At 69.6% G+C, this 23,478-nt stretch carries 26 protein-coding genes and 4 pseudogenes; 19 read left to right on the top strand and 11 right to left on the bottom strand.

Features of this window, described 5'->3' with window-relative positions:
• Positions 1-236 precede the first annotated feature (236 nt).
• A pseudogene (locus IF88_RS48620) lies at positions 237-964 on the bottom strand (DUF4158 domain-containing protein); the annotation flags it as partial.
• A gap of 393 nt (positions 965-1,357) precedes the next feature.
• Between IF88_RS48620 and IF88_RS0134955 the strand changes: the two are divergent.
• Positions 1,358-1,579 carry a hypothetical protein gene (locus tag IF88_RS0134955; RefSeq protein ID WP_030722046.1) on the top strand — a complete coding sequence of 74 codons (222 nt, stop codon included), beginning with the start codon at positions 1,358-1,360 and terminating at the stop codon, positions 1,577-1,579.
• A gap of 181 nt (positions 1,580-1,760) precedes the next feature.
• Complete coding sequence (locus tag IF88_RS0134960; protein ID WP_030722049.1) at positions 1,761-2,150, top strand: hypothetical protein; 390 nt, start codon at positions 1,761-1,763, stop codon at positions 2,148-2,150.
• Between the two features lie 268 nt (positions 2,151-2,418).
• Here IF88_RS0134960 and IF88_RS0134965 read toward each other — a convergent pair whose 3' ends face one another.
• Both IF88_RS0134965 and IF88_RS48625 read right to left on the bottom strand, forming a co-directional pair.
• Positions 2,419-2,646: a hypothetical protein gene (locus tag IF88_RS0134965; RefSeq protein WP_030722052.1), complete on the bottom strand. Its 228-nt coding sequence runs from the start codon at positions 2,644-2,646 to the stop codon at positions 2,419-2,421.
• A gap of 289 nt (positions 2,647-2,935) precedes the next feature.
• A complete protein-coding gene (locus IF88_RS48625) occupies positions 2,936-3,439 on the bottom strand; it encodes a hypothetical protein (protein WP_234323807.1) in 504 nt (167 codons plus the stop codon).
• A 129-nt stretch (positions 3,440-3,568) separates the two neighbouring features.
• Here IF88_RS48625 and IF88_RS0134980 point away from each other — a divergent pair, with 129 nt between their 5' ends.
• Complete coding sequence (locus IF88_RS0134980) at positions 3,569-3,751, top strand: hypothetical protein (protein WP_030722058.1); 183 nt, start codon at positions 3,569-3,571, stop codon at positions 3,749-3,751.
• Positions 3,752-4,218: 467 nt separating this feature from the next.
• On the opposite strand, the gene IF88_RS0134990 is transcribed toward IF88_RS0134980, so the two are convergent.
• Together IF88_RS0134990 and IF88_RS0134995 are read right to left on the bottom strand one after the other, a co-directional pair.
• The gene (locus IF88_RS0134990; RefSeq protein ID WP_051838105.1) at positions 4,219-4,812 is read right to left on the bottom strand and encodes a hypothetical protein; all 594 of its coding nucleotides are present in this window, start codon (positions 4,810-4,812) and stop codon (positions 4,219-4,221) included.
• Positions 4,813-5,394: 582 nt separating this feature from the next.
• On the bottom strand, positions 5,395-5,751 hold the full coding sequence (locus IF88_RS0134995; protein ID WP_030722064.1) for a MerR family transcriptional regulator: 357 nt from the start codon (positions 5,749-5,751) through the stop codon (positions 5,395-5,397).
• Between the two features lie 98 nt (positions 5,752-5,849).
• On the opposite strand from IF88_RS0134995, the gene IF88_RS0135000 reads away from it, so the two are divergent.
• The 3 genes and pseudogenes from IF88_RS0135000 (at position 5,850) to IF88_RS44600 (ending at position 8,872) form a co-directional block, all read left to right on the top strand.
• A complete protein-coding gene (locus IF88_RS0135000; RefSeq protein ID WP_030722067.1) occupies positions 5,850-6,638 on the top strand; it encodes an amidohydrolase family protein in 789 nt (262 codons plus the stop codon).
• Between the two features lie 306 nt (positions 6,639-6,944).
• A pseudogene (locus IF88_RS44595) lies at positions 6,945-8,121 on the top strand (IS110 family transposase); the annotation flags it as partial.
• A gap of 64 nt (positions 8,122-8,185) precedes the next feature.
• Positions 8,186-8,872: a hypothetical protein gene (locus tag IF88_RS44600; RefSeq protein ID WP_030722070.1), complete on the top strand. Its 687-nt coding sequence runs from the start codon at positions 8,186-8,188 to the stop codon at positions 8,870-8,872.
• Here IF88_RS44600 and IF88_RS44605 read toward each other — a convergent pair.
• Positions 8,806-9,195 carry a SpoIIE family protein phosphatase gene (locus IF88_RS44605; protein WP_078893329.1) on the bottom strand — a complete coding sequence of 130 codons (390 nt, stop codon included), beginning with the start codon at positions 9,193-9,195 and terminating at the stop codon, positions 8,806-8,808. The two genes, IF88_RS44600 and IF88_RS44605, sit on opposite strands and share 67 nt — an antisense overlap.
• A 550-nt stretch (positions 9,196-9,745) precedes the next feature.
• Between IF88_RS44605 and IF88_RS0135015 the strand changes: the two genes are divergently transcribed.
• From IF88_RS0135015 to IF88_RS44610, 3 genes and pseudogenes are all read left to right on the top strand, one after another.
• Positions 9,746-10,135, top strand: coding sequence for a hypothetical protein (locus IF88_RS0135015; RefSeq protein ID WP_030722073.1), 390 nt, complete (start codon positions 9,746-9,748; stop codon positions 10,133-10,135).
• Between the two features lie 122 nt (positions 10,136-10,257).
• Positions 10,258-10,710, top strand: a complete 453-nt coding sequence (locus tag IF88_RS0135020; RefSeq protein WP_030722076.1) for an SRPBCC family protein — start codon at positions 10,258-10,260, stop codon at positions 10,708-10,710.
• A pseudogene (locus IF88_RS44610) lies at positions 10,703-11,117 on the top strand (phytoene desaturase family protein); the annotation flags it as partial. The gene IF88_RS0135020 and the pseudogene IF88_RS44610, both read left to right, overlap by 8 nt.
• 35 nt (positions 11,118-11,152) lie before the next feature.
• Here IF88_RS44610 and IF88_RS0135025 read toward each other — a convergent pair.
• Positions 11,153-12,085 carry a 5'-nucleotidase gene (locus tag IF88_RS0135025; protein WP_030722078.1) on the bottom strand — a complete coding sequence of 311 codons (933 nt, stop codon included), beginning with the start codon at positions 12,083-12,085 and terminating at the stop codon, positions 11,153-11,155.
• Positions 12,086-12,275: 190 nt separating this feature from the next.
• Here IF88_RS0135025 and IF88_RS48630 point away from each other — a divergent pair.
• From IF88_RS48630 to IF88_RS0135035, 3 genes and pseudogenes are all read left to right on the top strand, one after another.
• A pseudogene (locus IF88_RS48630) lies at positions 12,276-12,452 on the top strand (cytochrome P450); the annotation flags it as partial.
• Between the two features lie 286 nt (positions 12,453-12,738).
• A complete protein-coding gene (locus tag IF88_RS0135030) occupies positions 12,739-13,401 on the top strand; it encodes a deoxynucleoside kinase (RefSeq protein WP_030722081.1) in 663 nt (220 codons plus the stop codon).
• Positions 13,402-13,682: 281 nt separating this feature from the next.
• Positions 13,683-13,904 carry a hypothetical protein gene (locus IF88_RS0135035; RefSeq protein WP_030722084.1) on the top strand — a complete coding sequence of 74 codons (222 nt, stop codon included), beginning with the start codon at positions 13,683-13,685 and terminating at the stop codon, positions 13,902-13,904.
• Positions 13,905-13,914: 10 nt separating this feature from the next.
• On the opposite strand, the gene IF88_RS0135040 is transcribed toward IF88_RS0135035, so the two are convergent.
• Both IF88_RS0135040 and IF88_RS0135045 read right to left on the bottom strand, forming a co-directional pair.
• The gene (locus tag IF88_RS0135040) at positions 13,915-15,108 is read right to left on the bottom strand and encodes a PP2C family protein-serine/threonine phosphatase (RefSeq protein WP_030722087.1); all 1,194 of its coding nucleotides are present in this window, start codon (positions 15,106-15,108) and stop codon (positions 13,915-13,917) included.
• A complete protein-coding gene (locus IF88_RS0135045) occupies positions 15,105-16,712 on the bottom strand; it encodes a sensor histidine kinase (protein WP_030722090.1) in 1,608 nt (535 codons plus the stop codon). The genes IF88_RS0135040 and IF88_RS0135045 overlap by 4 nt, the downstream gene beginning before the upstream one ends.
• 114 nt (positions 16,713-16,826) lie before the next feature.
• Here IF88_RS0135045 and IF88_RS41365 point away from each other — a divergent pair, with 114 nt between their 5' ends.
• The 5 genes from IF88_RS41365 to IF88_RS0135070 all read left to right on the top strand — a co-directional run bounded on the left by IF88_RS41365 (position 16,827) and on the right by IF88_RS0135070 (position 21,264).
• Positions 16,827-17,600, top strand: a complete 774-nt coding sequence (locus tag IF88_RS41365) for a response regulator (RefSeq protein ID WP_030722093.1) — start codon at positions 16,827-16,829, stop codon at positions 17,598-17,600.
• Positions 17,601-17,715: 115 nt separating this feature from the next.
• Complete coding sequence (locus IF88_RS0135055; RefSeq protein ID WP_030722095.1) at positions 17,716-17,946, top strand: DUF5133 domain-containing protein; 231 nt, start codon at positions 17,716-17,718, stop codon at positions 17,944-17,946.
• A 271-nt stretch (positions 17,947-18,217) separates the two neighbouring features.
• Positions 18,218-18,574, top strand: coding sequence for an SsgA family sporulation/cell division regulator (locus IF88_RS0135060; RefSeq protein ID WP_051838106.1), 357 nt, complete (start codon positions 18,218-18,220; stop codon positions 18,572-18,574).
• Between the two features lie 385 nt (positions 18,575-18,959).
• Complete coding sequence (locus tag IF88_RS0135065; RefSeq protein WP_030722102.1) at positions 18,960-20,795, top strand: glycoside hydrolase family 15 protein; 1,836 nt, start codon at positions 18,960-18,962, stop codon at positions 20,793-20,795.
• A 40-nt stretch (positions 20,796-20,835) separates the two neighbouring features.
• Positions 20,836-21,264 carry a nitroreductase family deazaflavin-dependent oxidoreductase gene (locus IF88_RS0135070; protein WP_030722105.1) on the top strand — a complete coding sequence of 143 codons (429 nt, stop codon included), beginning with the start codon at positions 20,836-20,838 and terminating at the stop codon, positions 21,262-21,264.
• 115 nt (positions 21,265-21,379) lie between these two features.
• Here IF88_RS0135070 and IF88_RS0135075 read toward each other — a convergent pair whose 3' ends face one another.
• Positions 21,380-21,790, bottom strand: coding sequence for an arsenate reductase ArsC (locus IF88_RS0135075; RefSeq protein ID WP_030722108.1), 411 nt, complete (start codon positions 21,788-21,790; stop codon positions 21,380-21,382).
• A gap of 45 nt (positions 21,791-21,835) precedes the next feature.
• Here IF88_RS0135075 and IF88_RS0135080 point away from each other — a divergent pair, with 45 nt between their 5' ends.
• Positions 21,836-22,150: an ArsR/SmtB family transcription factor gene (locus IF88_RS0135080; RefSeq protein ID WP_030722111.1), complete on the top strand. Its 315-nt coding sequence runs from the start codon at positions 21,836-21,838 to the stop codon at positions 22,148-22,150.
• Positions 22,151-22,190: 40 nt separating this feature from the next.
• On the top strand, positions 22,191-22,970 hold the full coding sequence (locus IF88_RS0135085; RefSeq protein ID WP_037808219.1) for an aquaporin: 780 nt from the start codon (positions 22,191-22,193) through the stop codon (positions 22,968-22,970).
• A gap of 50 nt (positions 22,971-23,020) precedes the next feature.
• On the opposite strand, the gene IF88_RS0135090 is transcribed toward IF88_RS0135085, so the two are convergent.
• Positions 23,021-23,383, bottom strand: a complete 363-nt coding sequence (locus IF88_RS0135090) for an ArsR/SmtB family transcription factor (RefSeq protein WP_030722117.1) — start codon at positions 23,381-23,383, stop codon at positions 23,021-23,023.
• Between the last annotated feature and the right edge of the window lie 95 nt (positions 23,384-23,478).

Genomic DNA, 23,478 nt, shown 5'->3' on the forward strand with positions numbered 1-23,478 from the left:
CCTCACCCGGGCCTCCCCGGCCCTCCGCTTCTTCCCACGATCGAGCAGCCCGCCCTGGACGCGCCAGAGGGCTCTCGCGGTCTTCTCCAGCCGGTGCCGTCCTCGTCGTCGTCGAGTTCCGGCGCTTCCGGGTCTCGCAGCGGGCGCAGGGCGCCGGCGGCCGGGGTGGACATCGCGCGCCTGTCCCCGCGCAAGCACCGCAACCTGAACCTGCTCGGCCGCTACAGCTTCGCCAACGCGCCGATCTCATCGACCCGCTCCAGCGACCGCGCGAAGGCCGTGCCCGTCGTCCGCGTCGGCGGCCGGCGCAGCCGCTCCAACTCCGAGAACCGGGCACCCTCCGGCGTCACCAGGTTGCCACCAGGTCACCGGGCAGCGCCGCGTCCGCTCGGTGCGCCGCCCTGGCGACCGTGGCGTGCAGCCGCTTCTCCGCGACCGTACGAACCTCCGACACCTTCCGGGCCAGCACCGACACCCCCGGCAGCAGCACCCGATGACGGCGCAACCAACCCACCGCCTGATTGAACAAAGCCACCGGCCCCTCGGCATGCGTCCACGCGCGGCCGTGCAGGAACGTACGGAACTTCCGCCCCCACTGCGCATCGTCGTACTCGTGGTACGCGTAGGCGTCCCGAATCTCCCACGCGTGCTCGTACGCCGTCGGCTTGCGCTCGGTGTACTGCTTCACGCAACTGACGTCCTCGATGCCGAGCTGCCCCGCAAGGTACTCGACCACCACCTACGGAACGTCCAGCGGATCGTCGGGGAGGAACCGGCCGATGGAGCGCACCGTGCACATCTGGAGCGCGAACCCGAGCCAGCTGTGGTCACCGCGCCGCTTCGCGATCAGCTTGCGGTCCTCGTCGTCGAGGAAGAAGAACCGCTCCAGCTCCGGCCGGGTCGGCTCTTCATTGAACTTCCCGTACGAGGCCGCCTGCTCGTCGGTTAAGAACTCCACTGGCATGAACCTGACGCTAATGAGGTCCACAGCCGGTCAGGGATCTTCCATCGAACTCCGGCACAAAGCCGACTGCTTGTGCTAAAAGTCCATGATCACCGGCTTAGCGTTGGCGAGCTGACGCCGCCGCCCGGACGGGCAGGGATGATTGAACCGGTGATCCAGGCGGCGGTCGATCACGGTCGGCTGCCCGTAGTCGTGCACGGATCCGCCCCGACCACGGCGGACGATCTGAGCACGCTGTCAGCGCTCGCCGGCCGGTATCCGACGGTTCCGCTGGTGGTCAGCCAGCTCGGAGGGCTGCAACCAGCCTGGCCCTGCTGGCCAGGGCTAGAGCACTATCACCGCTGATAGCGGCCTGGCCCTACCCGCAGGGCCGGACCTGGGAGACTAGGCATCATGACCGACCGTCGACCGCTCTCGCTGCCCGCCTTCTCCGAGCCCGCTTCCGACGCTCCCGTACCCGCCCAGGCGGGTGGGCGCCGGCTGATGCCGGTCGAGCAGGGCGCCGACTTCCGCCAGCCGCCCAGCGAGACCGAGCCCGAGCCCGCACCCGCCCCGGCCCGACGTCCGCTCGCCCCCGGCGGCCTCACCTTCTCAGACCCGGACCGCCATATCTGAGCGCTACCACCACGGGTTGCGCCACGTCCAGGACCAGCTCACCACCTAGCCCCACCGCCCGGTGTGCCAGCCCCTCCACCTGGACAGTGGTCGTAGCCGGCCCGGCTCCCGCCTCGGATACCGTGTTCCTCTACGGGGTGCCATAACGGATGTGACGCCCCCCACCGAAGGTAGTCAGCGTATGAGTTCAAAGCGCAGCAAGAATCCAGCCCTGCCCGTACTTGACGACGCATTCCGACTCGAGTCGGTCAAGGACGCCGAAGAGTCCACCCGTGACTTGGCCGCGCGGCTGGCCACCACCGAGCTGCGCCGCGTTTCCCACCCGGGCCGGGTCACCTGGGAGCCCACCGATCAGGCCGAGCCCGTACCGGTCCCGCCGACTGTGGTCGACGGTGACGGGGACCTGTGGCTGCGGGACCGGGGCACTGGCACCTGGACCATGCCCGAGTTCAACCCGAAGGAGTTCCCGGCCCGCTGTGGCGAGGTTCTGACGTGGAACCAGCTTGCCCGCGAGTTCGGCCCGCTGACCGCACTGGCCGACGACCGCCGCATCGGCGGCGGCCGGCGCTGACCGCGCAGCCTTCTGGGATGACCGCGCCCCTGAAGCGCCCGTTACGGGTAGCTGGGAGCTCCAGCTGGCCGCCGAGCTCGACGATGGCGGCGAGCAGGTGAGCGTGGTGGTGGCGTGCGACGGCCTCGAGCAGCGTGGTGCGGGCCTGGCGCCACCCGATGTCCTCGGTGCGGCCGGCGTCGGCGGACCAGCCGGGTAGCGGTCGGCCTTCAGTTGCCGTGGTGAGCGCGCGGCCCAGCTCGCCGATCGACTGCTGCCAGTCGGCCAACTACCCGAGCAGGCCGCGCACCAGCTCGTCGACGGCGGCCGCCGGGCCGGCGCCGAAGGCCCGCGCTTCGGCGGCGGCCTCGGCGAGGACGTCTTCGTCCAGGTCCTCGAGGGCCTCACGCCGAGCGGCCGCAGCGTCGAAAGCGGCCAGGGCGGCGTGCAGCTCGGCGTCGAGAGAACCTCCCCGCGCGATGGCAAGCCCACCGCGCTGTGGAACAAGATCGGCCAAGACGAGGTCTCCGACGCCCTCATCGACACAAACAGTGACGGCCCCGTGACCCGGATGTGCGACCGCACCTGACGATCAGGGTGGGGCCGTGATGGTCGCCTACGACCGATCTCAGCTGCGATGACGGCTCAGACGACGAGGGCCGGGCACCCTGGAGTCGAGGTGCCCGGCCCTCGTCGCCGAGGTCCGAACAGGCGCGCGCCCGTGCCGTACAGGAGGGCATGGGAGGCCGGAACGGACTGGGCTGTGCTCGTCATGAGCGCCCATGGGTGCACATGGGACAGACACGTCAGTCCTGGCCGTGAACCAAGGCGCCAACGATGTCGGCGCCAAGGCTGTATCCGGGGCTGTCGTCGAGCAGTTCCTTGCGTCGGTTGTAGAGCTGGGTGGTGCGGGAGTCCTTGTGCTCGGCCCACTGCTGCACCTTGTGCGGGCGCGCGTTCGGCTTCGCCAGGGAATGGGTGACGGCGTCGCCCTTCACACCGTGCGGACCCCGCAGGGGGAGCCCAGCTCGCCTGGCCAAGGACTGGGGGAGCTTGCACACGGCCGGTTCGTCGAGCTGGTCGTCGGCGGCTGCGGCTTGAGCGTGACCTATCATCCCGGCAGGAGGGGATGATGAGCCGGTTGATGACGTGTTGAAGCGGACCTGGGTCGACTGGGTGGTCTGTGTGTTGATGGCGGCAACCGCTGCCAACTGCAAGAGCTCGATTTTCGTTGTCTTCTTTACGGCCATGGCGTTGACGGCCGCAGGCGTCGGTGGCCGCAAGACCTGGCGGATGGTGATGGCCGCCAAGTCCGCCGCTTGAACTGAGCCTGGGACGCAGCTGCTGCAGAAGCTGAGGCCGTCCGAAGATGAACTCACCGCCATGTTTCGGCGGGTGACCACCCTGCGGCGGGTGCCAAAGGCGACCAGCTGCTGGACGTGACCAGCGGGAAGGCCCGCGCCACCATGCCGCCGGGGATGCGCGCGATGAGCTGCACCCACGACCGCGGCCAGACGCTGGTGTGCACGCACGGTTTCGCGGTCGTGGCCGTGGACGCGGCCACCGGCAAGCTGCTGTGGGCGCTCAAGGACGGCGACCAGGGCCGCACTCCCCAACCGTGACCACGGTGTGGCACTGACGGGTCTACGGCCGGGGAGTAGGCGGCCCTGTCGTTCTGGACGCGCGGACTGGCGCCGACATGCCCACCAAGCCCGAGGCCGCACCGCTTCTCGTGAACGAATACGCCGGCCTCGTGCTCGACGACAACCGCCTGTTCAGCTATCCGGCCGGAGGCTGAACGGCCTCATCACTCCAGACGGGCAGCACCTCCAGCTACGGGCCGATGGCCGCGTGGCTTTGTCGCCGGGAGCCAGCAACGTTTGTTGGGCACCGCTGGGAACGGCCCGTCAGTGGCAAGAAACGTATTGCTGAGTTCGGAGATCGGGCAGCACTTCGACAGCGGTTCGGGAGTCACCAAAACACTGAGGCGGCATCGGATTGTTCACGAGTTTCGGCAGCGCGGAGCCGAAACCTCGAGGAGCACGGGCGTTAGCTCGTTCATGACCAAGACGTGTATCCCCGCTGTTTGCTATGAGGTCCGGGTTGCCTGCCTTGCTGTCCGGAATCGGTAGACGGCCCAGCCGGCACCGATCGCTGCGGCCGTCCAGACCATGGCCTCGGCCAGGACGATTCCCGGGGTCAGGGTCATGTGCGGCCGGGGCGGCATCAAGATCATCTGCACGGCAGCACCAACCGGCACCGTCAACGCGGCGAGCAAACCGATTGGCCCAGGGCGCCTGATGACTGCGCCCACCACGCCCAGGACCGTTCCGAACAGCACGCTTGCCGCCCACCACAGGGCCAGATCCGACTCGTACCAGGCCAGCGGTTCATCTCGGGCAAAGGCGTCCGTCACGTAGTACGCCGCTGTGGCCGAGATCAGCGCCAGAGCGCCGACCAGCGCGCCTCTGGCCCATGTCCTGGCCCGCCAGCCCGTTGCCACCGCGAGCGCGGCCCATGCCCAGCCAGCGTCCATCAGCAGGCTGAGTACCTTGGCGGCGCCGGCCCAGAGGGTGCCCGCTATGGGGGTCCCGAGGGCCGAGTACGCGGAGGAGAGCGCGTTGACGAGCGAGGTGGCTGCCCCGAATCCCACCCCGACCGCGACACCAGTAATGATCTTCACACCGGGAGAATATCCACGCCGCTCGAGCAGCGATGACGGTGTGACGGGCCGTGGCCGCCAGAACCCCGTGAACTCATGACTGAGGCAAGCTTGGGATCCTTGAGACGGGCGTGGCGACAACCTCGTGCCGACCAAATGATTTCGGCACCATGGTCGCCACGCGTGAGACCGGCTTACTAGCCGAGTGCAAGCTGGAGTGAAGCAGTGAGACCGGTGCATCTTCGATGAGACAGGACATCACTCCGGCCTTCAATCCGGCAATTCGCCGATCAACACCCGAAAAGCGACGCCCAGAATGGGCCCTTCAGTCGACGAAGTCGGCGCACCCGGTATGGGATCCGACCTGTGATCACCTGGGAGGCCCGCACGTGGCCTCTCATGGCGTTCTGAGCTCGCGGGTGGGCCGTCGGCTACGGCAAACGGGTGTTATGGCGCGGTCAGATGTGACTGACCGCCGCAGTTGGCGGATGAGCGTCCGACTTGGCGGGCCGAAGCGTTTCGGTTGGCGGACGAGGGGGTGATTACGGTTCTCACCTGCGAAAGCTCAGCGCTGCACGGAACTGGGGCGCCCGACCTCCGGTCTTACTTTGCTTCGTTCTCGGTGGCGGTGATCGTCTGGCGTAGAAGGCGGCGGGCGGTCTCCAGGTCGGCGGCACGTTGATCGAGGACGTTCAGCTGGTCGCGGAGGCTGGTGAGGACGCCGGGGCAGGGGCGCAGTGCCGCCTCGTCAAAGGTGCAGGGCAGGATCTGGCGGATGATGCGGGTGGGCAGTCCGGCGGCCAGCAGGGCGCGGATGCGCCGCACCGTCTCCACCGTCGGGTTGTCGTACTCGCGATAGCCGTTGGTGCGGCGCTCCGAGTGGATCAGCTCCATCCGCTCGTAGTAGCGCAACAGCCGCTCGCTGACTCCTGTGCGACGTGACAGCTCACCGATCAGCACTGACCGGCTCCTTCCAGCTTGACCTTGCCACCGTGTCAGGGAGCAACAGTGCACTGGTCGGCCGCATTCCGGGCCGATCATCAAGGATGGAGTGGTCATTGATCATCGATGCACACAGCCACGTCCACGATCCGGTCGAGGCACATGTGGGGGTGCTGGACGAGGCCGGGGTGGACTGTGCCGTGCTGTTCGCCACCCGCCCACATCCGGAGCGGGCTGGTGACCTTGCCTCGCTGCGGCGGGAGATGGCGATCCTGGACGAGGCCATCGGGGGTCGGGCCGGCACGGCCGAGGGGTATCGCGACGCGTGGCGGGAACTGGACGCCGCACTCGCCGCATGGCCGGAGCGGTTCATCGGCTTCCTATCCGTACCGCTGGACCTGGAGCCAGAGCAAATTGCCGCGATCGTGGAACGCGAGGTCGTTGGGCGTGGGCTGCACGGGATCGGCGAGCTGACGCCGCCGCCCGGACGGGCAGGGGTGATCGAACCGGTGCTCCGGGCGGCGTCCGATCACGGCGGGCTGCCCGTGGTCGTGCACGGATCCGCCCCGACCACGGCGGACGATCTGGTAACCCTGTCGGCGCTCGCCGGCCGGTATCCGAAGGTTCCGCTGGTGGTCAGCCAGCTCGGAGGGCTGAACTGGATGCAGGCTGTCGAGCTGGTTCGGGGCACGCCGAACATGTATCTGGAGCTGTCCACCGCCAACATCGTTTTCGCGGTCCGGCTGGCCATCAACGAGATCCCGGACCGGATCCTGTTCGGCTCGGACGCCCCGTACGGCGACCCGGTCTTGGCCCGGGCGATGGTGGAGCGGGTCACCAGCCCGGGCGAGATACGCGACCGGGTGCTCGGTGGGACGATCGCCGAATTGGTAGGGCTCGCCTGAGGCAGGCCCGGCGTCCCCAGGTGCGACCCCGACAGATTGAGCGCTTCAGTTGGCGAACTACGCCAACTGAAGCGCTCCTTACCGTGTTGGCGGGTTGATTCCGGTCCTTCGTACGATCGAGAGACCCGGGGGTTTGGGTGTGGCTGAAAACGCTCATGCCGTAGGTGTGGCTTTGACTGATTGGCCGCCCAGTGCCCCGCGACGACACGGCCACTCATTGGGATGAGCGAACGAAGATCGCTTCGTAAGGACACGTCGGCGTGGTCGTCTGGAGGGTCCAGTCAACCGATCGACAAGGGAGGCTCGGTGCCCGAGCTCTGGGCGGGGACGGATGCCGGCAAGGCCGCGCATCACTGCACGGTGATCGATACAGATGGGACGAAAGTTCTCTCGCGCCGGGTTCCCAACAACGAGGCTGAGCTCTTGGAGCTGATAGGCGACGTCCTCGCACTGGCTGGACGACCCGGTGACCTGGGCAGTCGACCTGAACGCGGGCGGAGCCGCCCTGCTCATCGCCTTGCTCGCCAGTCACGGCCAACGGCTTCTCTACATCCCCGGCCGCACCGTTCACCACGCCTCCCGAAGCTACCGAGGAGACGGCAAAACCGACGCCAAGAACGCCTACGCCATCGCCGACCAGGCCCGGATGCGCCGAGACCTGCAGCCGCTGCAAGAGTGGGACGAGATCGCGGTGGACCTAAAGATTTTGACCGCCCGCCGCTACGACCTGGCCGCCGACCGCACCCGGGCCATCAACCGACTTCGAGCCCAGCTGCTGGAGTACTTCCCCGCCCTGGAGCGGGCGTTCGACTACGCCGCCTCCAAGGGCGCCCTCGTCCTGCTGACCGGATACCAGACCCCGGCCGCACTTCGCCGGATCGGTACGAACCGGCTGTCGAGCTGGTTGAGGAACCGGAAAGTACGCGGCACCCAGGCCGGCAGACGCCGCCGTCGCCGCGGCACAGGCCCAGCACACAGCCGTCGCAGGCGAGACCACAGCCGCCGCTGCGGTCTGCCCCCTGGCCAAGGCCGTGCTGGCACTCGACGCAGAGATCGCGGGCATGGACCTGAAGATCGCGGCCCGCTTCCGTGAGCACCGAGACGCGCAAGTGATCACCAGCATGCCCGGTATGGGCCCGCTGTTGGGGGCGGAGTTCATCGCCTGGACCGGCGGGGACATGGACGCCTTCGGCAGTGCGGGACGCCTTGCCGGAGTCGCCGGCCTCGCACCGGTCCCGCGGGACTCAGGCCGGATCAGCGGCAACATGCGCCGACCACACCGCTATCACCGCCGGCTCCTGCGCGTCGTTTACCTCTCCGCCCAGATTGCCGCCCGCTTCTGCCCCACCTCGAAGACCTTCTACGACCGCAAACGATCCGAGGGCAAGAGCCACAAGCAGGCGATCCTCGCCCTCGCCCGCCGACGCCTCACGTTCTATGGGCACTCATACGTGATCGGCGAACCCTTGAGGTTCAGCCTCCTCAGCGGGTCTCACCGCGGCTTGAGCCTGCGGCACGTTTCAGGGCGCGAAGAGCGGCTCGTAGGGGTGTCCCTCTGGGGTGAAGATCAGAACGAAGTCTCCCGCCAACCGAGTGGCCGCCTCCCGCAGGCGGGCCAGGACCTCTGCCTGGCCCGGACGGCCGAGGCCGAGGGCTGCGGCGGCGCGGTCTCTCCTAGCCCCGAGGTTGAGCAGGAGCGCCGCCGAAAGGCACGCGAGGCCCGGGAGGTGGAGGCACACGCTGCGGCAGCCGAGACCGCGGGCACGCCCGAGATGAGTGGCGGCGCCGCGGTCACGCTGGCCGCACCGCCCGCTACACCGGTGACGCAGGTTGCTCAGCGTCCGCAGCCCTTCACGCCGGACCTCCTGCCGTCGACCGAGGCCGTGGATGCATCGGGGGAGCTTTCTGCGGACGAACTGGACGAGCTGGACGAGCTGGACCGCTGCGAGCGCGCGTTCGCCAATGCGGATCAGGCCCAGTGGATGCGGGGAGTGGCGCTGCACGCGGTGCGAGACCGCAGGTTGTATCGCCATGGGGGTTGCACCTGGCCGCAGTACTGCGAAGAGATCGGCCTGAGCGAGTCCGACGCCAACCGCATGATCCAGGAGTACCCGCTGGCCCGGGCGATTGCTCAGATCTGGGTGAGTCCGAAGATGGTGCCGGCGTCTCACGTTCGGGCCCTGCTTGAACTGGTGCCTGTCTTCGACCTGGAACCCACTGCCGGGGCTACGTGAAACTGCGGGCCTGGGCGCAGGAGAACGGCCCCCGAGTGACTGCTGCAGACCTCGCCGCGATGACCAAGCAGTCCGCCCTCGCGGCGCCTGCCTACGAGACGCAGCGGCGGGTGGCCGGCATTGGACCAGGTCAGCGTCCAGCCGGGACGGCCGTCGGCGAGGTCGAGGGGGGCATGCACCAGTGTGCTGCCGGCGTCTATCGGCAGGACCGAGCACGCCGCGTCGAGGGCGGTCAGCGCGGTGGCGGCGCTGTACGGCGGGTGGTCGAGCGTGGCCTGCCGCAGCATGCTGCGGATCTGGCGCGTGATCGTGGCGGCGGGCATGTCGTGGCCGGTATGTCGCCCACCGTGACCATGAGCGCTCCGGGCTCACCGCCTCGCAAGGCGGACGGCAGGTGGTGGGCGTCGTACCAGTCCCCACCGGTCACTTCACTGTCCGCGGCAGGCTGGTACAGGGCGCTGATCTCGACGCGGTCGGTGAGGGGAAGATCGGTGAGCATGGCTTCCTGTAGCTGCCGGGCCACGGAGATGCGTTCGTCGAGGTAGAGGGCGCGCTCCACCGCCTGCGCGATGTAACCGGCCGCGGCGGTCAGAGTGGCCCGTTCGCCGTTCGGTGACGCCCCCTTCGTGCCGCTCGGCCCAGCAGACCGCGAGGACGCCCAGCAGGGCGCGGCTGCCCCAGAGGGGCAGGCGCAGCACATCCGGCATCGGATGCTGCCGAAAGACCGGCCGGCCTCAAGGCGCGCCACAGCCGCCCGCCCCGGGCCCTCCGGAGCCGACGCGACCGCTCGGGCGAACGGTGGGAGGATGGCAGAACCAGCGGTAGGGCGCTTGAACCAGTGCGCCCACCCCGAGACAGACAGCAGGCCAGGCCATGACCAAGCAGCCGAAGCCGTCCCAGCCCGCCCACGGCGAGGGGCCGAGTCGCCACGAGGGCACCAAGCAGCACGGCTGGTCGCCGGATGTGGACGAGACCCGTCAGCAGGACAACCCGAGCGCTCACCGTTCCTTCCATCCGGACGAGTACGCCCCGGAAAAGGGCCCCGGCCGGACCGTTTCCAAGGAAGAAGCCGGAAACCCCCACGGCAAACCGGTGAAGAGCCACGGCAAGCGAGGCGAGGACCAGAGCAAGGGCTCTGGGGAGAAGGGCATGCACGACCTGGGTTCCCGGGGCCGGTCGCAGCGGCCCAGCGGGACGAAGGACGCTTCCGCCACGACGGGCGTGGATCCTCAGGACCCGCCCGGCAAGCGCAGCGCCGGATAGCGCGGCGTCCCGTACGGCCCGCCGGGCAAGGGACCGCCGGCCGAGGCAAGCACATGCGGCCGGCGCGCGGTTCAGCGCGCGGGCCCGGCACCCCCGTCTGCTCCGGTAGAAGGACTTCTCTCATGGCCGTCCGAAACCAGCTGATCCGTCGGTCCCCCCAGGCGGTGTGGTCGGTGCTCGCCGATCCGACCCGGTACGGGGAGTGGGTGGTGGGCCCGTCCGAGTCCACACCGCTCGATCAGCTCTGGCCGGATGTCGGATCCCGGCTCCGCTACACCGTGCGGCTGGGCCCCTGGTCGACCGAAGGGGTGACGACCGTACGCCACCGGGACCCCGGCCGCGAGCTGGAGCTGGAGGCGTCGTTCAAGGCTCTGGGCACGGCGAGGATCTTCCTCCAGCTCCGGCCGTGGGGCGAGGAGACCCTCGTCGTCTGCGACGAGCACCCCCTGCGCGGCATCGGCGGCACCCTGCACAACCCCGCCGTCGAAGTCCTGCTCCAGCTCCGGCATCGAGGCATGCTGGCCCGCCTGGCCAGGATCGTGGAACACGATCACGTCACGGCCCGCCATGCCTGACGCGGTGGTGATCGGCGCGGGCCCGAACGGGCTGGTGGCCGCGAACCTGCTGGTCGACGCCGGCTGGAGCGTGGAAGTCCTGGAGGCACAGCCGGAGCCCGGAGGCGCGGTACGCAGTGACCGAGGCGTCCACCCCGACTACGTCTCGACCTCTTCAGCGCCTTCTACCCCCTGGCCGCCGCCTCCCCGGTCCTCGCCCACCCGACCTCGCCGCCGAAGGCCTGCGATGGAGCCACGCCCCGTCCGTACTGGCCCACCCGCTGAAGGACGGCCGGTGCGCCGTACTGGAGCGCCGCGTGGAAGAGACCTCGGCCGGGCTGGCGGGATTCGCGGCGGCTGACGGGGACGCCTGGCGGGACATGTACCAGGTGTGGAGCCGGGTCGGTCCCGACCAGCTGCGCCCGTTGTCCCGGTCACGGCATCATCGCCCGGGATGCTGCCCTCATGAGGGCGCGTTGACGACTCCGAACGGTATGTGAACGCTGGGGGTGGCCGGCGCGGTGCCCTTCAGGTGGGAGACCTGGTCGTCGAAGAACACGTGTGGATCCAGGACGCCCATGACGGCGGCCTTGTCGACGCCGCCGAGGAAGAAGGCGTCGTTGACCAGTAGCCCCCACCGCTTGAGGCTCAGCAGGGCGCGCTCATGGGTGGGGGCGTCCCGAGCGGTGACCAGGGACACCCGGAGGCGGGGCTGGTATCCGGGATTCCTGCGGCGCTCGTCCTCCTCACGGCGCTGGATGCGGTTGATGCCGGCGAGGAACTCGCCCAGCGGGCCTGGATCGTGAGGCGTGGTCGCATTGCGGACCTCGTGCGCACGGAACGCGTCGAGGCCGGCCCCCTGGAAGATCCGCTCGGCGGAGTCACCCGCCAGCACCCCGTCGAAGTCGAAGGCGATGCGGAGCTCGGGGTCGGTCTCGTCGTCCACCCGTGCGGTCTCGAGTACGTGCCCCGCCGGTAGTCCGTCTGCCACCGCTTCACGCACGTCAGCCTCATTGGCCGACAGGAACAACGACATGTTCAGCGCCGGCATGAACCGGTGGGGCGAACGACCCTGGCGAAAGACGGCCCGACTGATGCGCAGGCCGTGCGCTTGGATCGAACGCATGACCCGTAGCCCGGTGTCCGGGTCGTTCCGCGACAGGATGATGACCTCGACCAACGGATCGGACGGGTCCGCGAGGTCGTTCAACGACAGCAGGCGCCGGACGAACGGGAAGGCCGCACCCTTGGCCAAGACCACGTCCACGTGAGCCTCTTGGTGAGACCGGTACGCGTCCTCTCCCTGCTCGCGGAACACCGCGTCGCAGTCGGTGAGGTCGAACAGGGCGCTAGAGGCGATCCCCATCACCAGGCGACCGGACAGGTCGTACTTCATGACGCCCCCAGCTGGCGTGCGCGCAATGTTGGGATGGTTATCACCCTGGCGCGTGTCCGAAAACATGTGCGGCACTTGGGCGGGGAGATGCGGTGGACCGCCCGTCGGGGCCGCCGGGTCGGCCCTCGGGCTCAGTCGCCCGCCCTTCATGGGCTCCGCCCGGACTTCCTCCAACGGCTGCGCGAGGACCCACAGCTGCTTCGGGGCCCCGCTGGCACGCCTGGAGGCGCAGCTGGCGCTGAGCGAGGTGAGCTGCCGGCTGGAGAACCCGTGACTGCCGGAGGACCCGCCGCCGTATCGCCACAACGCGGTCCTGCCCGGCCCGCGCCACCTGCCGATCGCCTGCGACGGCATCCGCGCGGCCTGAATCGCGAGCAGGCCGGCGCTCGGCCCGGGGTGGGGCGGCGCGTCGTCTAAACTTCGAGGCGGTTGCGGGGCGGAGATTCGCCGTGCGTGGCAACTGCGGAACGGTCGGTCGGTCCGGCCGGTCGCGGAGGGGGGCCCGGGCCAGGGCCTCGGTCCGGGACAGGGACCACATGGCGCCGATCATGAAGATCTTTGGGAATCCGATGACCGCCGGCACACGTCTCAGCGGTGTGGGGTGTCCGGCCCACCCGCCCGCGATCAGAAGAAACCCCAGGGAGAAGTGAGGTATGTCGGTGATCTGCGTCGGAGGCATGATCGGGATCGGCAAGACGAGCGTTGCCGAACTGCTCGCCAAGGAGCTGGGCAGCGAAGTCTTCTACGAGAGCGTCGCAGACAATCCGATCCTCCCGCTCTTCTACACGGCGAGCCCCGAGGAGATCCAGGCGAAGCGCTACCCCTTCCTGCTCCAGCTCTACTTCCTGCAGACACGGTTCGCCTCGATCAAGGAGGCGTACAAGCAGGGCGACAACGTCCTCGACCGGTCCATCTACGAGGACTGGTACTTCGCCAAGGTCAACCACGACCTGGGCCGGATCAGCTCCCTCGAGATGCAGGTGTACGACGGACTGCTCAACGAGATGATGCGCGAGATCGACGGCCTGCCGTACCGCAAGGCACCCGATCTCATGGTCTACCTCAAGGCGGACTTCGAGACGGTGCTGCATCGCATCGGGCTCCGGGGCCGCGATTTCGAGCAGGACGAGAGCCTCGTCGAGTACTACCGGACGCTGTGGTCCGGCTACGACGACTGGGTGCACAAGCACTACTCGGCCAGCGAAGTCCTCATCATCGACATGAACCACACCGATGTGGTGAACAACGCCGAGGACGCGGCCCGCGTGGTGCAGGAGGTCAAGAACGCCTTGGCGGCGGCCAGGCTCCGGGCCTGACGCCGTTCCACGCGGGCACCATCGCCGCCCGCCCGCCCGCCCGCCCGTCGGCCGAGCCGTCCCTCCTGGGGCTACCGGCTCACCCAGGGGCTGCACGTGGCGTCCGGGATCGCCGCGATCCCGCTGCTGCCGGCCAAGCTGTCTCCCACTCCTTCGCGGTGCCTCCCCCTTGCGTGAGTGAGGTGCCGAGGGCGGGGCAGGCGGAATGCGAAGGACGACAGGCAACCGCTCGCTGTCTTCCCCTCCTGCCCCGTTCGACCCCGCGTGCAAGGAGACCTGTCATGCACAGTGCCCCGTCGGAGCCTGAACTTCCGAATCGCGTACCGGAGAAACGCGACGCCGTCACACCTGACCTGCCGCCCGTCGGCCCCCGCGCCCCCGACCTCCCGGGCGCCGCGGCCGGACGGCCCCGGCGCGAGGACCCCGCGAAGGGCAGGAGCGAGGAGGGCGAGCAGCCGGCCCCCGGCCCGGGCAACGCCAAGCCCCAAGAGCCGACCGACTGACCCGAGCCACCTAGCGGAAATCCCAGCCGAGGCGGAGTACGGCCAGGTCGTCGGTGTGTCTTCCGGCGTTGAGCGCTCTGGTCTGGCGGATGAGGCTGTCCAGGTGCGCTGCCGGGTCCGCGGACGGTGTGGTGTTGATCAGGGGCAGGAGCCCCTCGATGCCCAGCCGGCCGCCGGCGTCACCGTTGTGCCCCTCGGTGAGGCCGTCGGTGTAGAGGGTGAGCGCTCCGGCGTCCGGGAGGGAGATGACCGTGGCGGGCCACTCGCCGTGGCCGGGAACTATGCCGAGTGCGATGCCGTGCTCGGCGGGCACCTCCAGGGTCTCCTCCACGGTGGTGAGCAGGGGCTCGTGGTGGCCCGCCAGGTAGAGGGTGGCAGTGGAGGCCTTCTGGTCGAGGGTGAGGAGCGTGCAGGTGGCGAAGAGGGGCTGGGTGCCGCGCTCCGCCACCAGCAGGCGTTCCATCAGGTGCAGCAGTTCCGTGCCGTGGTGTCCGGCCAGGACGAGCGAGCGCCAGGCGATGCGCAGGCAGACACCGAGGGCCGCGGCGTCGGGGCCGTGTCCGCTGACGTCACCGACGACGGCGTGCAGCAGTCCTCCGTCACCTTCGACGACGTCGAGGAAGTCGCCGCCGAGCAGGGCCTGTTCGGCGCCGGGCAGGTAGCGGGTGGTCACCGTGACCGTGGAGGTGTCGAGGAGGGGCCGCGGCAGCAGTCCGCGTTCCAGGCGGGCGTTCTCCTCCGCCCGCTGCCGGGCCGACTGGGCTTCGGCCGCCGCGCGCTCGGCGTGGCTCCGGTAGACGGCGTAGCGGACCGTGCGGCGCAGCAGGTCGGCTTCGACCTTGCCCTTGACGAGGTAGTCCTGGGCCCCGGCGGCCATCGCCTCGGAGCCCGCCTGCTTCTCGGACAGGCCGGTCAGGACGATCACCGCGGTGTGCGGGGCCATGGCGCGGACGGTGGTGACCGCGTCGGTGCCCGACACGTCGGGCAGGTGCAGGTCGAGGAGGATGCAGTCGAAGGCGAGGGCTGCGAGTTCCGAGCGGGCTCCGGCGAGCGAGGTGCTGATGGCGAGCTCGAAGCGCAGCTCGGTGTCGTGGAGGAGCTCCTCCACGAGTAGGGCGTCGGCGGCGTCGTCCTCGATGAGGAGGATGCGGTAGACCGGTTCGTTCGCGGCGATGCCGCTGACGTGGGGGAGGGTCGCGGTCATGGCGCCGGCTCCGCGGCGGCCCGGGTCGCTTCCGCGATGGTGGACGGGGACAGCGCCGGGGGAGGCTCGGAGGCGAGGGTGAAGCTGATGCGCGTCCCGTCCCGGTACTCCGGGTCGACGGCGATGTCGCCGCCGTGGAACTCGACGATCTTCTTGCACATCGCCAGGCCGATTCCGCTTCCGGGATAGACGTCCTTGGTGTGGAGCCGCTGGAAGATCACGAACACCTTGTCGGCGTACTCGGGAGCGATGCCGATGCCGTTGTCGGTCACCGTGAACCGCCACAGCTCCCCCTCCCGGGCCACGGCGACACGGATCTCCGGTGCCAGGTCCGGACGGCGGAACTTGACCGCGTTGCCGATCAGGTTCTGCCAGAGCATGCCCATCTGGGTGGGATCGGCGACCAGGGTCGGGAGCGGATCGTGCGTGATCGACGCGCCCGCCTCCTCGATGCCGACGCTCAGTGCGGACAAGGTCCGTTCCATGACGTGGTCGAGGTCGACCTTTTCGGGAGCGTGGTGGACGCGGCCCACCCGGGAGAAGTCGAGAAGGTCGTTGATGAGGGTCTGCATGCGGTTGGCGCCGTCGACCGCGATGCCGATGTACTGGTCCGCCTTGGCGTCGAGCTGCCCTCCGTAGCGCCGCTGGAGGAGCTGCGTGAAGCTGGAGACCTTGCGCAGCGGCTCCTGCAGGTCGTGGGAGGCCACGTACGCGAACTGCTCCAGCTCGGCGTTGGACCGCTGCAGGTCGGCGGTCTGCGCGTCCAGGCGCAGCCGGGCCTCCTCGCTGAAGGCCAGCTCGCGCAACAGCCGGCGGCGCATGAAGTCGATCTCGCCGCTCAGACGCCGCAGGTCCGCCGGACCGGCCGAGGAGATGGGATGGCCGAAGTCACCTTCGGCGACGGTGCGGGCGTCCGCCCCCAGCTGCTCGAGCGGCCGGGTGATGCCGCGGCGCAGGCCTTCGAACACCAGCCCGGCCAGCAGGGCGATCACGACGGCGATCGCCGCGAACACCCAGTTCCGCAGCCTCATCGTGGCGGCGAGGTCGGCCCGTGTCCGGGCCCGCTCCGCGCGCAACCGTTCCTGCTGGTCGCCCATGGCCTGACGCAGGGCGTCGAACGCCGCCTTCGCCTCGGCGGCGCGTTCGATGGCCAGGGGAGAGGGCGCCCCGGGTGGGGAGGCGGCGACGGGGCGGGCGATCCTCTCCTGCCACGTGGACAGCGCGTCCTGGACGCTCTTCAGGTCGTCGAGCGCGCGGGAGTCGCCGCGCAGGAGTTGCGCGAGCTGCGCGGCGTACGTGTTCTCGTCCGTGAGCCCCCGCCGGTACGGCTCCAGGAACTCCGGGGTTCCGGTGAGGCCGTAGCCGCGGATACCGGTTTCCTGGTTGAGGAGGGCCGATTCCAGACGGAACGCGGTCGACAGCGCGGGGGACCGTACGTCCACGAGCTCGTTGCTGATCCTCGCCGTACGCCCCAGCACCCACGCTCCGGTCACACCGAGCACGGCCAGCACCACCAGCGACACCGCCACCCCGACGCGGAGCCACCGCCGGGTCGTCCACGCGGAGAACCTCGGCGTACGCGGCGGCCTCGTCATGCCGGTCATCCTCTGATTCCCTTCCGAAACGGCACCCTTGAACAGATGGCGCAGCGCTCACTGTAAAGGGCATCGGACAACAATTGTTGTCGCCCATCGGGTCGGGGGCCTAGGGTGCGGGGTATGCCGGGCAAGAACTTCCACCTGCGGACCACCCCGAAGGAGACGGCTGCCGTCGCCGACGCGGCTGTCGCCGACCTCGCCCGGCGCCTGACCCTCCAGCTGCAGAAGGACCTCTCCCACCCGGCAGCGGACGACCGTGCGCAGGCGCTGGCACGCCTGCACGTACTGGACCACCTTCAAGCGGCCGCAGAACGTCTGCAACGCGCGGCGGCCGCGGATGCCGCGCGTGCAGGAGCCGGATACCCCCAGATCGGCCGCGCATGCGGCATGACCCGCCAGGGCGCCCGCCGCCGCTGGCCGGGGCTCTTCAACCACACCGACGAAGCATCCACGGAGCAACTGACGATGAACGCCCCCGCCCGCCCGATCGATGTCCTGCTCGTGGAAGACGACATCGCCGACGCCATGCTCATCGAGGAGGCCCTCGCCGAGCGCGGGGCCCGCAACCTCGTCCAGGCCACCGACGGCGTCGCCGCCCTGGAACACCTGCGCAACCCCGACAGCCCGCGCCCCGACCTCATCGTGCTCGACCTGAACATGCCCCGCATGAACGGCCGTGACCTGCTCCGCATCCTGAAGAACGACGCCGACTTGCGGACCATCCCCGTCGTCGTCCTCACCACGTCCTCCGCGCCCGACGACGTCGCCGGCGCGTACACCAGCCACGCCAACGCCTACGTGACGAAGCCCGTCAACCTGGAGGAGTTCGAGCAGGCCGTCCAGAGCATCGACTCCTTCTACCTGGACACCGCAACGCGCCCGCCCCGCGCCTGACATCCCGGTGGCGGTGGCCGGTTCGGCGCCGCCGAGCAGGCGGCCGGGGTTCAAAGGTGATCGGCGGGGTAGGCGACGGCCACTTGATCGATCCGCCGGCGAAAGGCAACCACCGATGTTGATGGCTCACCCGGCCGTACTCCCCGGTCTCGTCGACCGCTACTGGGCACTGTCCGTACTCGATGCCGGGGAGGGCGACTCGCCCGTGCGCAAGGAGATCGAGGATGTCGAGCGAGCCTTGTGCGTGGCCACCGGCACGACGGACGTGCACGCCGCCCTGATCGCAGCCCGCCACCACCTGCCCGGCACGGGCACCCTCGACGACTCCGTACTCGCGTCCGGCTGACCGGGCCGGGCGGAGAACGAAGGTGTCCTTGGTGCGGAAGAGCCGGGTGGACGCGCGCGTCCACCACATGGCCGGACGGGCGGACCGGCCGACGTACCAAAGGCCCTCAGGCCGTGCGGTTTGTCCGGCTTCTCCCTCGACCGGGCCAGTGTGGCCGGGGTGAAGCGGGGCAGACGACCGCAAACGTGGAGCCGATCCCGGAGGCCTGTCGATGTCCTGTGTGTCTGCGTCTGTTCTGATCGCTGTCCGCCTAGACGCACCGTGGGGCGGTGTGCCGCTCCTCGCCCGCTTCTCGTACGACGCCGAGGACCCGTACGCGGTCCAGGCCGCGTTCTTCGACGGTCCCACCACCCTGGCCTGTTGGCACTTCGACCGGCAGATGCTCGCCGAGGGACTCCACCACCCGGTGGGCGAGGGAGACGTCGCCTTCAGCCCCCACACGGCAGCCGACGGCGACGAGCTCCGCGTCTCTTTGGGAAGGTGCGGCGCGGAGGATCAGGGGAACGCCGTTCTCTTCGTGGACGCCCGCGCGCTGGCAGGCTTCCTGGAGCAGACGTACGCCGTCATCGGCCCGGGGGAGGAATTCCTCGACCTCGACAAGCTCCTCGACGAGTTCCTGGCCCGCTGACCTGCGACTGATCGCCTACATCGTGGGCGGTCTGCCGTCGATCCGGCGGGCGGACCCGCCGCGGCTCGTGCAGCAGCGCGCTGTCGTCGCTGTCCGCGTGGCCCACGCCCATCCGCGGGTGCCCCTTCCACAGTGCCGTCATCGAAGGCGCCGCAGAGCTCCCGGAGGTTGCTCGCCTCGCCCAGCGGCACAAGCAGGCTTCGCCCTGGGCCCGGCGGCCGGAGCCTGAACCGGGGCGGGGGCCGGCGCGTGAACGCACGCCGCCCACCCCGTGTCGGCGCGCCCGTGTCCCCACGGCTCCGCCGGACCCCGCCCGGCGCGGCGGTCTAGCATGAAGAGCGAGGCTTCATCTCCAGGCCCGGGCCACAGCGGCAGGGAGGCCGGTATGGCGTTCGACACGGCTGGTTTCGAGCAGGCGGACGGCGGCCGTTACGTCCCGATCGCCGAGCACGGCCTGATCGGCGATCTCCGTACGACCGCCCTGGTCGGTACGAACGGCACCATCGACTGGTACTGCTGCCCGCGCTTCGACGCGCCCAGCGTCTTCGGATCCATCCTCGACGCCGACAAGGGCGGGTCGTTCGAGTTGGCCGCCGAGGTCCCGAGCCGCACCAGACAGTTCTACTTCCCCGACACGAACGTGCTGATCACGCGGTTCTTCGCCGCGGACGGCGTGGCGGAGATCCAGGACTTCATGCCCGTGGTCGACGACTCGCGGGAGGCGGCCCGGCACCGGCTGATCCGGCGGGTGATCTGCGTCCGCGGAACCCTCCCGTTCAGGGCCCGGATCGCCCCCCGCTTCGGCTACGGCGCCGAAGCGCACACCACGCACCTCGAAGGCCACACGGCGGTGTTCCGCTCCCCGTCACTGACACTCGCGCTGACCTCCACCGCCCCCCTGGAGAGCGACGGCCTGGACGTGGGGTCGCGGTTCAAACTCCTGGAGGGCGAGTCCCACGTATTCGCCCTCGACCAGATCGGCGACGGCCTCCCGCCCCGGTCCTGCCCGCGCGCCGAGGCACAGGAGCAGGCCGAGGCGACCGTCCGGTTCTGGCGCCACTGGCTCGCCGGTTCCCGCTACCACGGGCGGTGGCGGGAGATGGTGAACCGCTCCGCGCTGCTGCTGAAGCTGCTCACCTACGCGCCGACCGGTGCGATCGTCGCCGCACCCACCACCAGCCTCCCCGAGCAGATCGGCGGCGAGCGCAACTGGGACTACCGCTACGTCTGGGTCCGCGACGCTGCCTTCTGCGTCTACGCGATGCTGCGCCTGGGGTTCACCTCGGAGGCCGAGGGGTTCATGGGGTTCATCTCCGAGCGGGGCATCCTGCGGGGCATGGGGGAGACCGGTCCGTTGCAGATCATGTACGGCATCGACGGGCGCGCCGACCTGCCCGAATACGAGCTTCCGCACCTGGAGGGATACCTCGGCTCCGCACCGGTCCGGGTGGGCAACGCCGCCACCGGCCAGCTCCAGCTGGACATCTACGGTGCGCTGATCGACTCGATCTACCTCTACGACAAGTGGGGGCAGCCGATCAGCAGTGACCGCTGGGACGAGGTCGGTTCCGTGGTGGACTGGCTGTGCGAGCACTGGGACCAGCCCGACGAGGGGGTGTGGGAGACCAGGGCGGGCCGGCGGAACTTCGTGTACTCGCGTCTGATGTGCTGGGTGGCGCTGGAGCGGGCGATGCGCATGGCGAACCGCCGCGGCCTGCCGGCGGACCTGCCCCGCTGGCGGGAGTCCCGGGACGCGATCTACCGGCAGATCATGCGGCGCGGCTGGTCGCCCGAGCGAGGAGCGTTCGTCCAGGGGTTGGACGACCACGTGCTGGACGCCTCGCTGCTGATGATGCCGATGGCCAAGTTCATCTCGCCCACCGACCCCAAGTGGCTCTCCACCCTGGACGCGCTCTCCACGGACCTGGTCTCCGACTCACTGGTCTACCGCTACGACGCGACCGCCAGCCCGGACGGCCTGCACGGCCCCGAGGGCACCTTCTCGATCTGCTCCTTCTGGTACGTGGAGGCGCTGGCCCGGGCGGGCCGGCTGGAGGAGGCCCGGCTCGCCTTCGAGAAGATGCTCACCTACGGCAACCACCTCGGCCTGTTCGCGGAGGAGATCGGCCCGACCGGAGAACAGCTGGGCAACTTCCCCCAGGCCTTCACCCACCTCTCGCTGATCAGCGCCGCCTTCAACCTCGATCGCGCGCTGGGCTGACGCGGCATCACCGCCGGGACGTGAACGACAGGAGTTCGGCATGACCGAAGAGCTCGACTGGAACGCGAAGATCATCGACGAGTTCCGCACGAACGAGGGCAGGGTCGGCGGGGCCTTCGAGGGCGCTCCGCTGGTCCTCGTCCATCACCGCGGCCGCAGGAGCGGGCAGGAGCGTGTCAGCCCGATGATGTACCTCTCGCACGAGACCGAGCCGGACATCGTCTACGTCTTCGCGAGCAAGGGCGGAGCGCCCACCGACCCGGACTGGTACCGCAACCTGCTCGCCGCCGGCGAGGGCGCCGTCGAACGGGGCACTGAGACCTACCGGGTGAGCGTCCGCGAGCTGGACGGAGCGGAACGCGACCGCGTCTTCGCCGAACAGGCGCGGCGTTACCCCGGCTTCGCCGAGTACGCCCGCCAGACCGCCGGAATCCGCGTCATCCCCGTGCTCGAACTCCGGCGGGCGTAGTCCCGCGCCGGCTCACGGGGGGCCCAGCGCGTGCTGCTTCAGCGTGCCCGCGAGGCGGCCGGTTCCACGCCGCGTCGAACATCCAGCGTCCACGCCCGGCGGCGGTGGCCGGGTCCTACTTGGCGTCGATCTCGGCGATCAGGCCCTCGATGAGGCCCTTGATCTCGTCGCGGATGGGGCGGACGGCCTCGACGCCCTGGCCTGCCGGGTCGTCGAGCTGCCAGTCGAGGTAGGTCTTGCCGGGGAAGTACGGGCAGGCGTCGCCGCAGCCCATGGTGATGATGTAGTCCGATGCTTGCGCGGCCTCGGGGGTGAGGACCTTCGGCTCCTGGTCGGAGATGTCGATGCCCAGCTCGGCCATGGCGGCCACGGCCGAGGGGTTGATCCGCTCGCCGGGCACGGAACCGGCGGAGCGGACCTCGACGCGGTCGCCCGCGAGGTGGCGCAGGAACCCGGCCGCCATCTGGGAGCGGCCCGCGTTGTGGACGCAGACGAACAGGACGGAGGCGGCCGGGGCGGAGGGCATCTGTTCTTCCTTGGGGTGAGGTGACTGATGTGAAAGTATCAGCCCATGATGACGTCAGTCGACACTGATCTGATGCGGGTGCTGGCCGACCCGCTCAGGCTCAAGATCGTGACCCTGCTCGCCCGCGAGACGCTCTGCACCACCCACCTCGTGGAGGAGACGGGTGCCAAGCAGACGAACCTCTCCAACCACATGAAGGTGCTGCGGGAGGTCGGGGTCGTGGACACGGAGCCGTGCGGCAGGTTCGTCTACTACCGCCTGCGCCCGGAAGTCATCGAAGCCCTCGCCGGTCAGTTCGCCGACCTCGCCCGGACCGCGCGGTCCACCGTCGAAGCGAACGTCAAGCGGTCCTGCCCATAGCCTTTCGCCCTGCGCCTCACCTGCCCGAGGAGAACCTGCCGTGACCGCCACCGAGCCCGTCGGCATACCCGTACCCGCCGACGTGCCCCAGCCCGCCCCCGGCGCGCCCTCGTCCCGTACCCCGCTGATCGCCCGCGCCGCCGCCGAGCTGGTCGGTACCGCGGCCCTCGTGGCGGTCGTCGTCGGCTCGGGCATCCAGGCCACGAGGCTCACCCAGGACGTGGCCCTGCAGCTCCTGGCCAACTCCACCGCGACGGTCTTCGGGCTCGGCGTCCTCATCGCACTCCTCGGCCCGGTGTCCGGCGCCCACTTCAATCCGGCCGTGACGCTGGCCGAGTGGTGGACCGCCCGCCGCGGCGGCGCGGGCGTCGGCGCCCGCGAAGTGGCCGTGTACGTGCCCTCGCAGATCGTCGGGGCCGTCGCGGGCGCGGTCCTGGCGGACGCGATGTTCGGCGAGCCGCTGGTGGAGTGGTCCACCCACGACCGCTCCGCAGGGAATCTGCTGCTGGGTGAGGTCGTGGCCACCGCCGGTCTGATCCTGCTGATCTTCGGGCTGGCGCGCACGGACCGGCTGCGCCACGCCCCGGTCGCGGTGGCCTCGTACATCGGCGCCGCGTACTGGTTCACCTCCTCCACCTCCTTCGCCAACCCGGCGGTCACCATCGGCCGCGCCTTCACGGACACGTTCGCGGGCATCGCCCCGGCCTCCGTGCCCGGCTTCATCGGCATGCAGCTCGTGGGCGCCGTGCTGGGCCTGGCCCTGGTGACGGTCATCTTCATGCGCGCCAAGCCCGCGACCGCCGGAGCCGCCGGGGGATGAGGCGGCGGAACTGCATGAGGCGGCGGAGAACGAACGCCGGTTCTACGGCGTCATGCGGGGGTCGAGCGGGTGAGAAGTCGGCCCATGGTGGCGAGAACGGACGGCTCGACGCGGTAGTAGACCCAGGTTCCGCGCCGCTCGGAGGACAGCAGCCCGGCCTCGCGGAGCTTCTTCAGGTGGTGGGAGACCGTCGGCTGGGAGACGCCGACGTCGGAAATGTCGCACACGCACGCCTCCCCGTCCTCATGGGACGCCACCAGGGAGAACAGCCGCAGCCGCACCGGGTCGCCGAGGGCCTTGAACATGACCGCGGTCCGCTCGGCTTCCTCGGCCGTCAGCGGACGCTCCGACAGCGGCGGGCAGCAAGGCGCCGTGGTTTCCGGCTGCAGCAGCGGCAACGCGTTCGTGGTCATGCGTCCATCATCCCGGGAAATTCGATCAATGTCTATGTTGACGAATGTCGATGTCCGGTGTCACGCTGGAACCCAGGACATCGACAACTGTCGAA

Origin of the sequence: Streptomyces sp. NRRL F-2580, assembly GCF_000720115.1 — a bacterium.
In the GTDB taxonomy this organism is placed as follows: domain Bacteria; phylum Actinomycetota; class Actinomycetes; order Streptomycetales; family Streptomycetaceae; genus Streptomyces.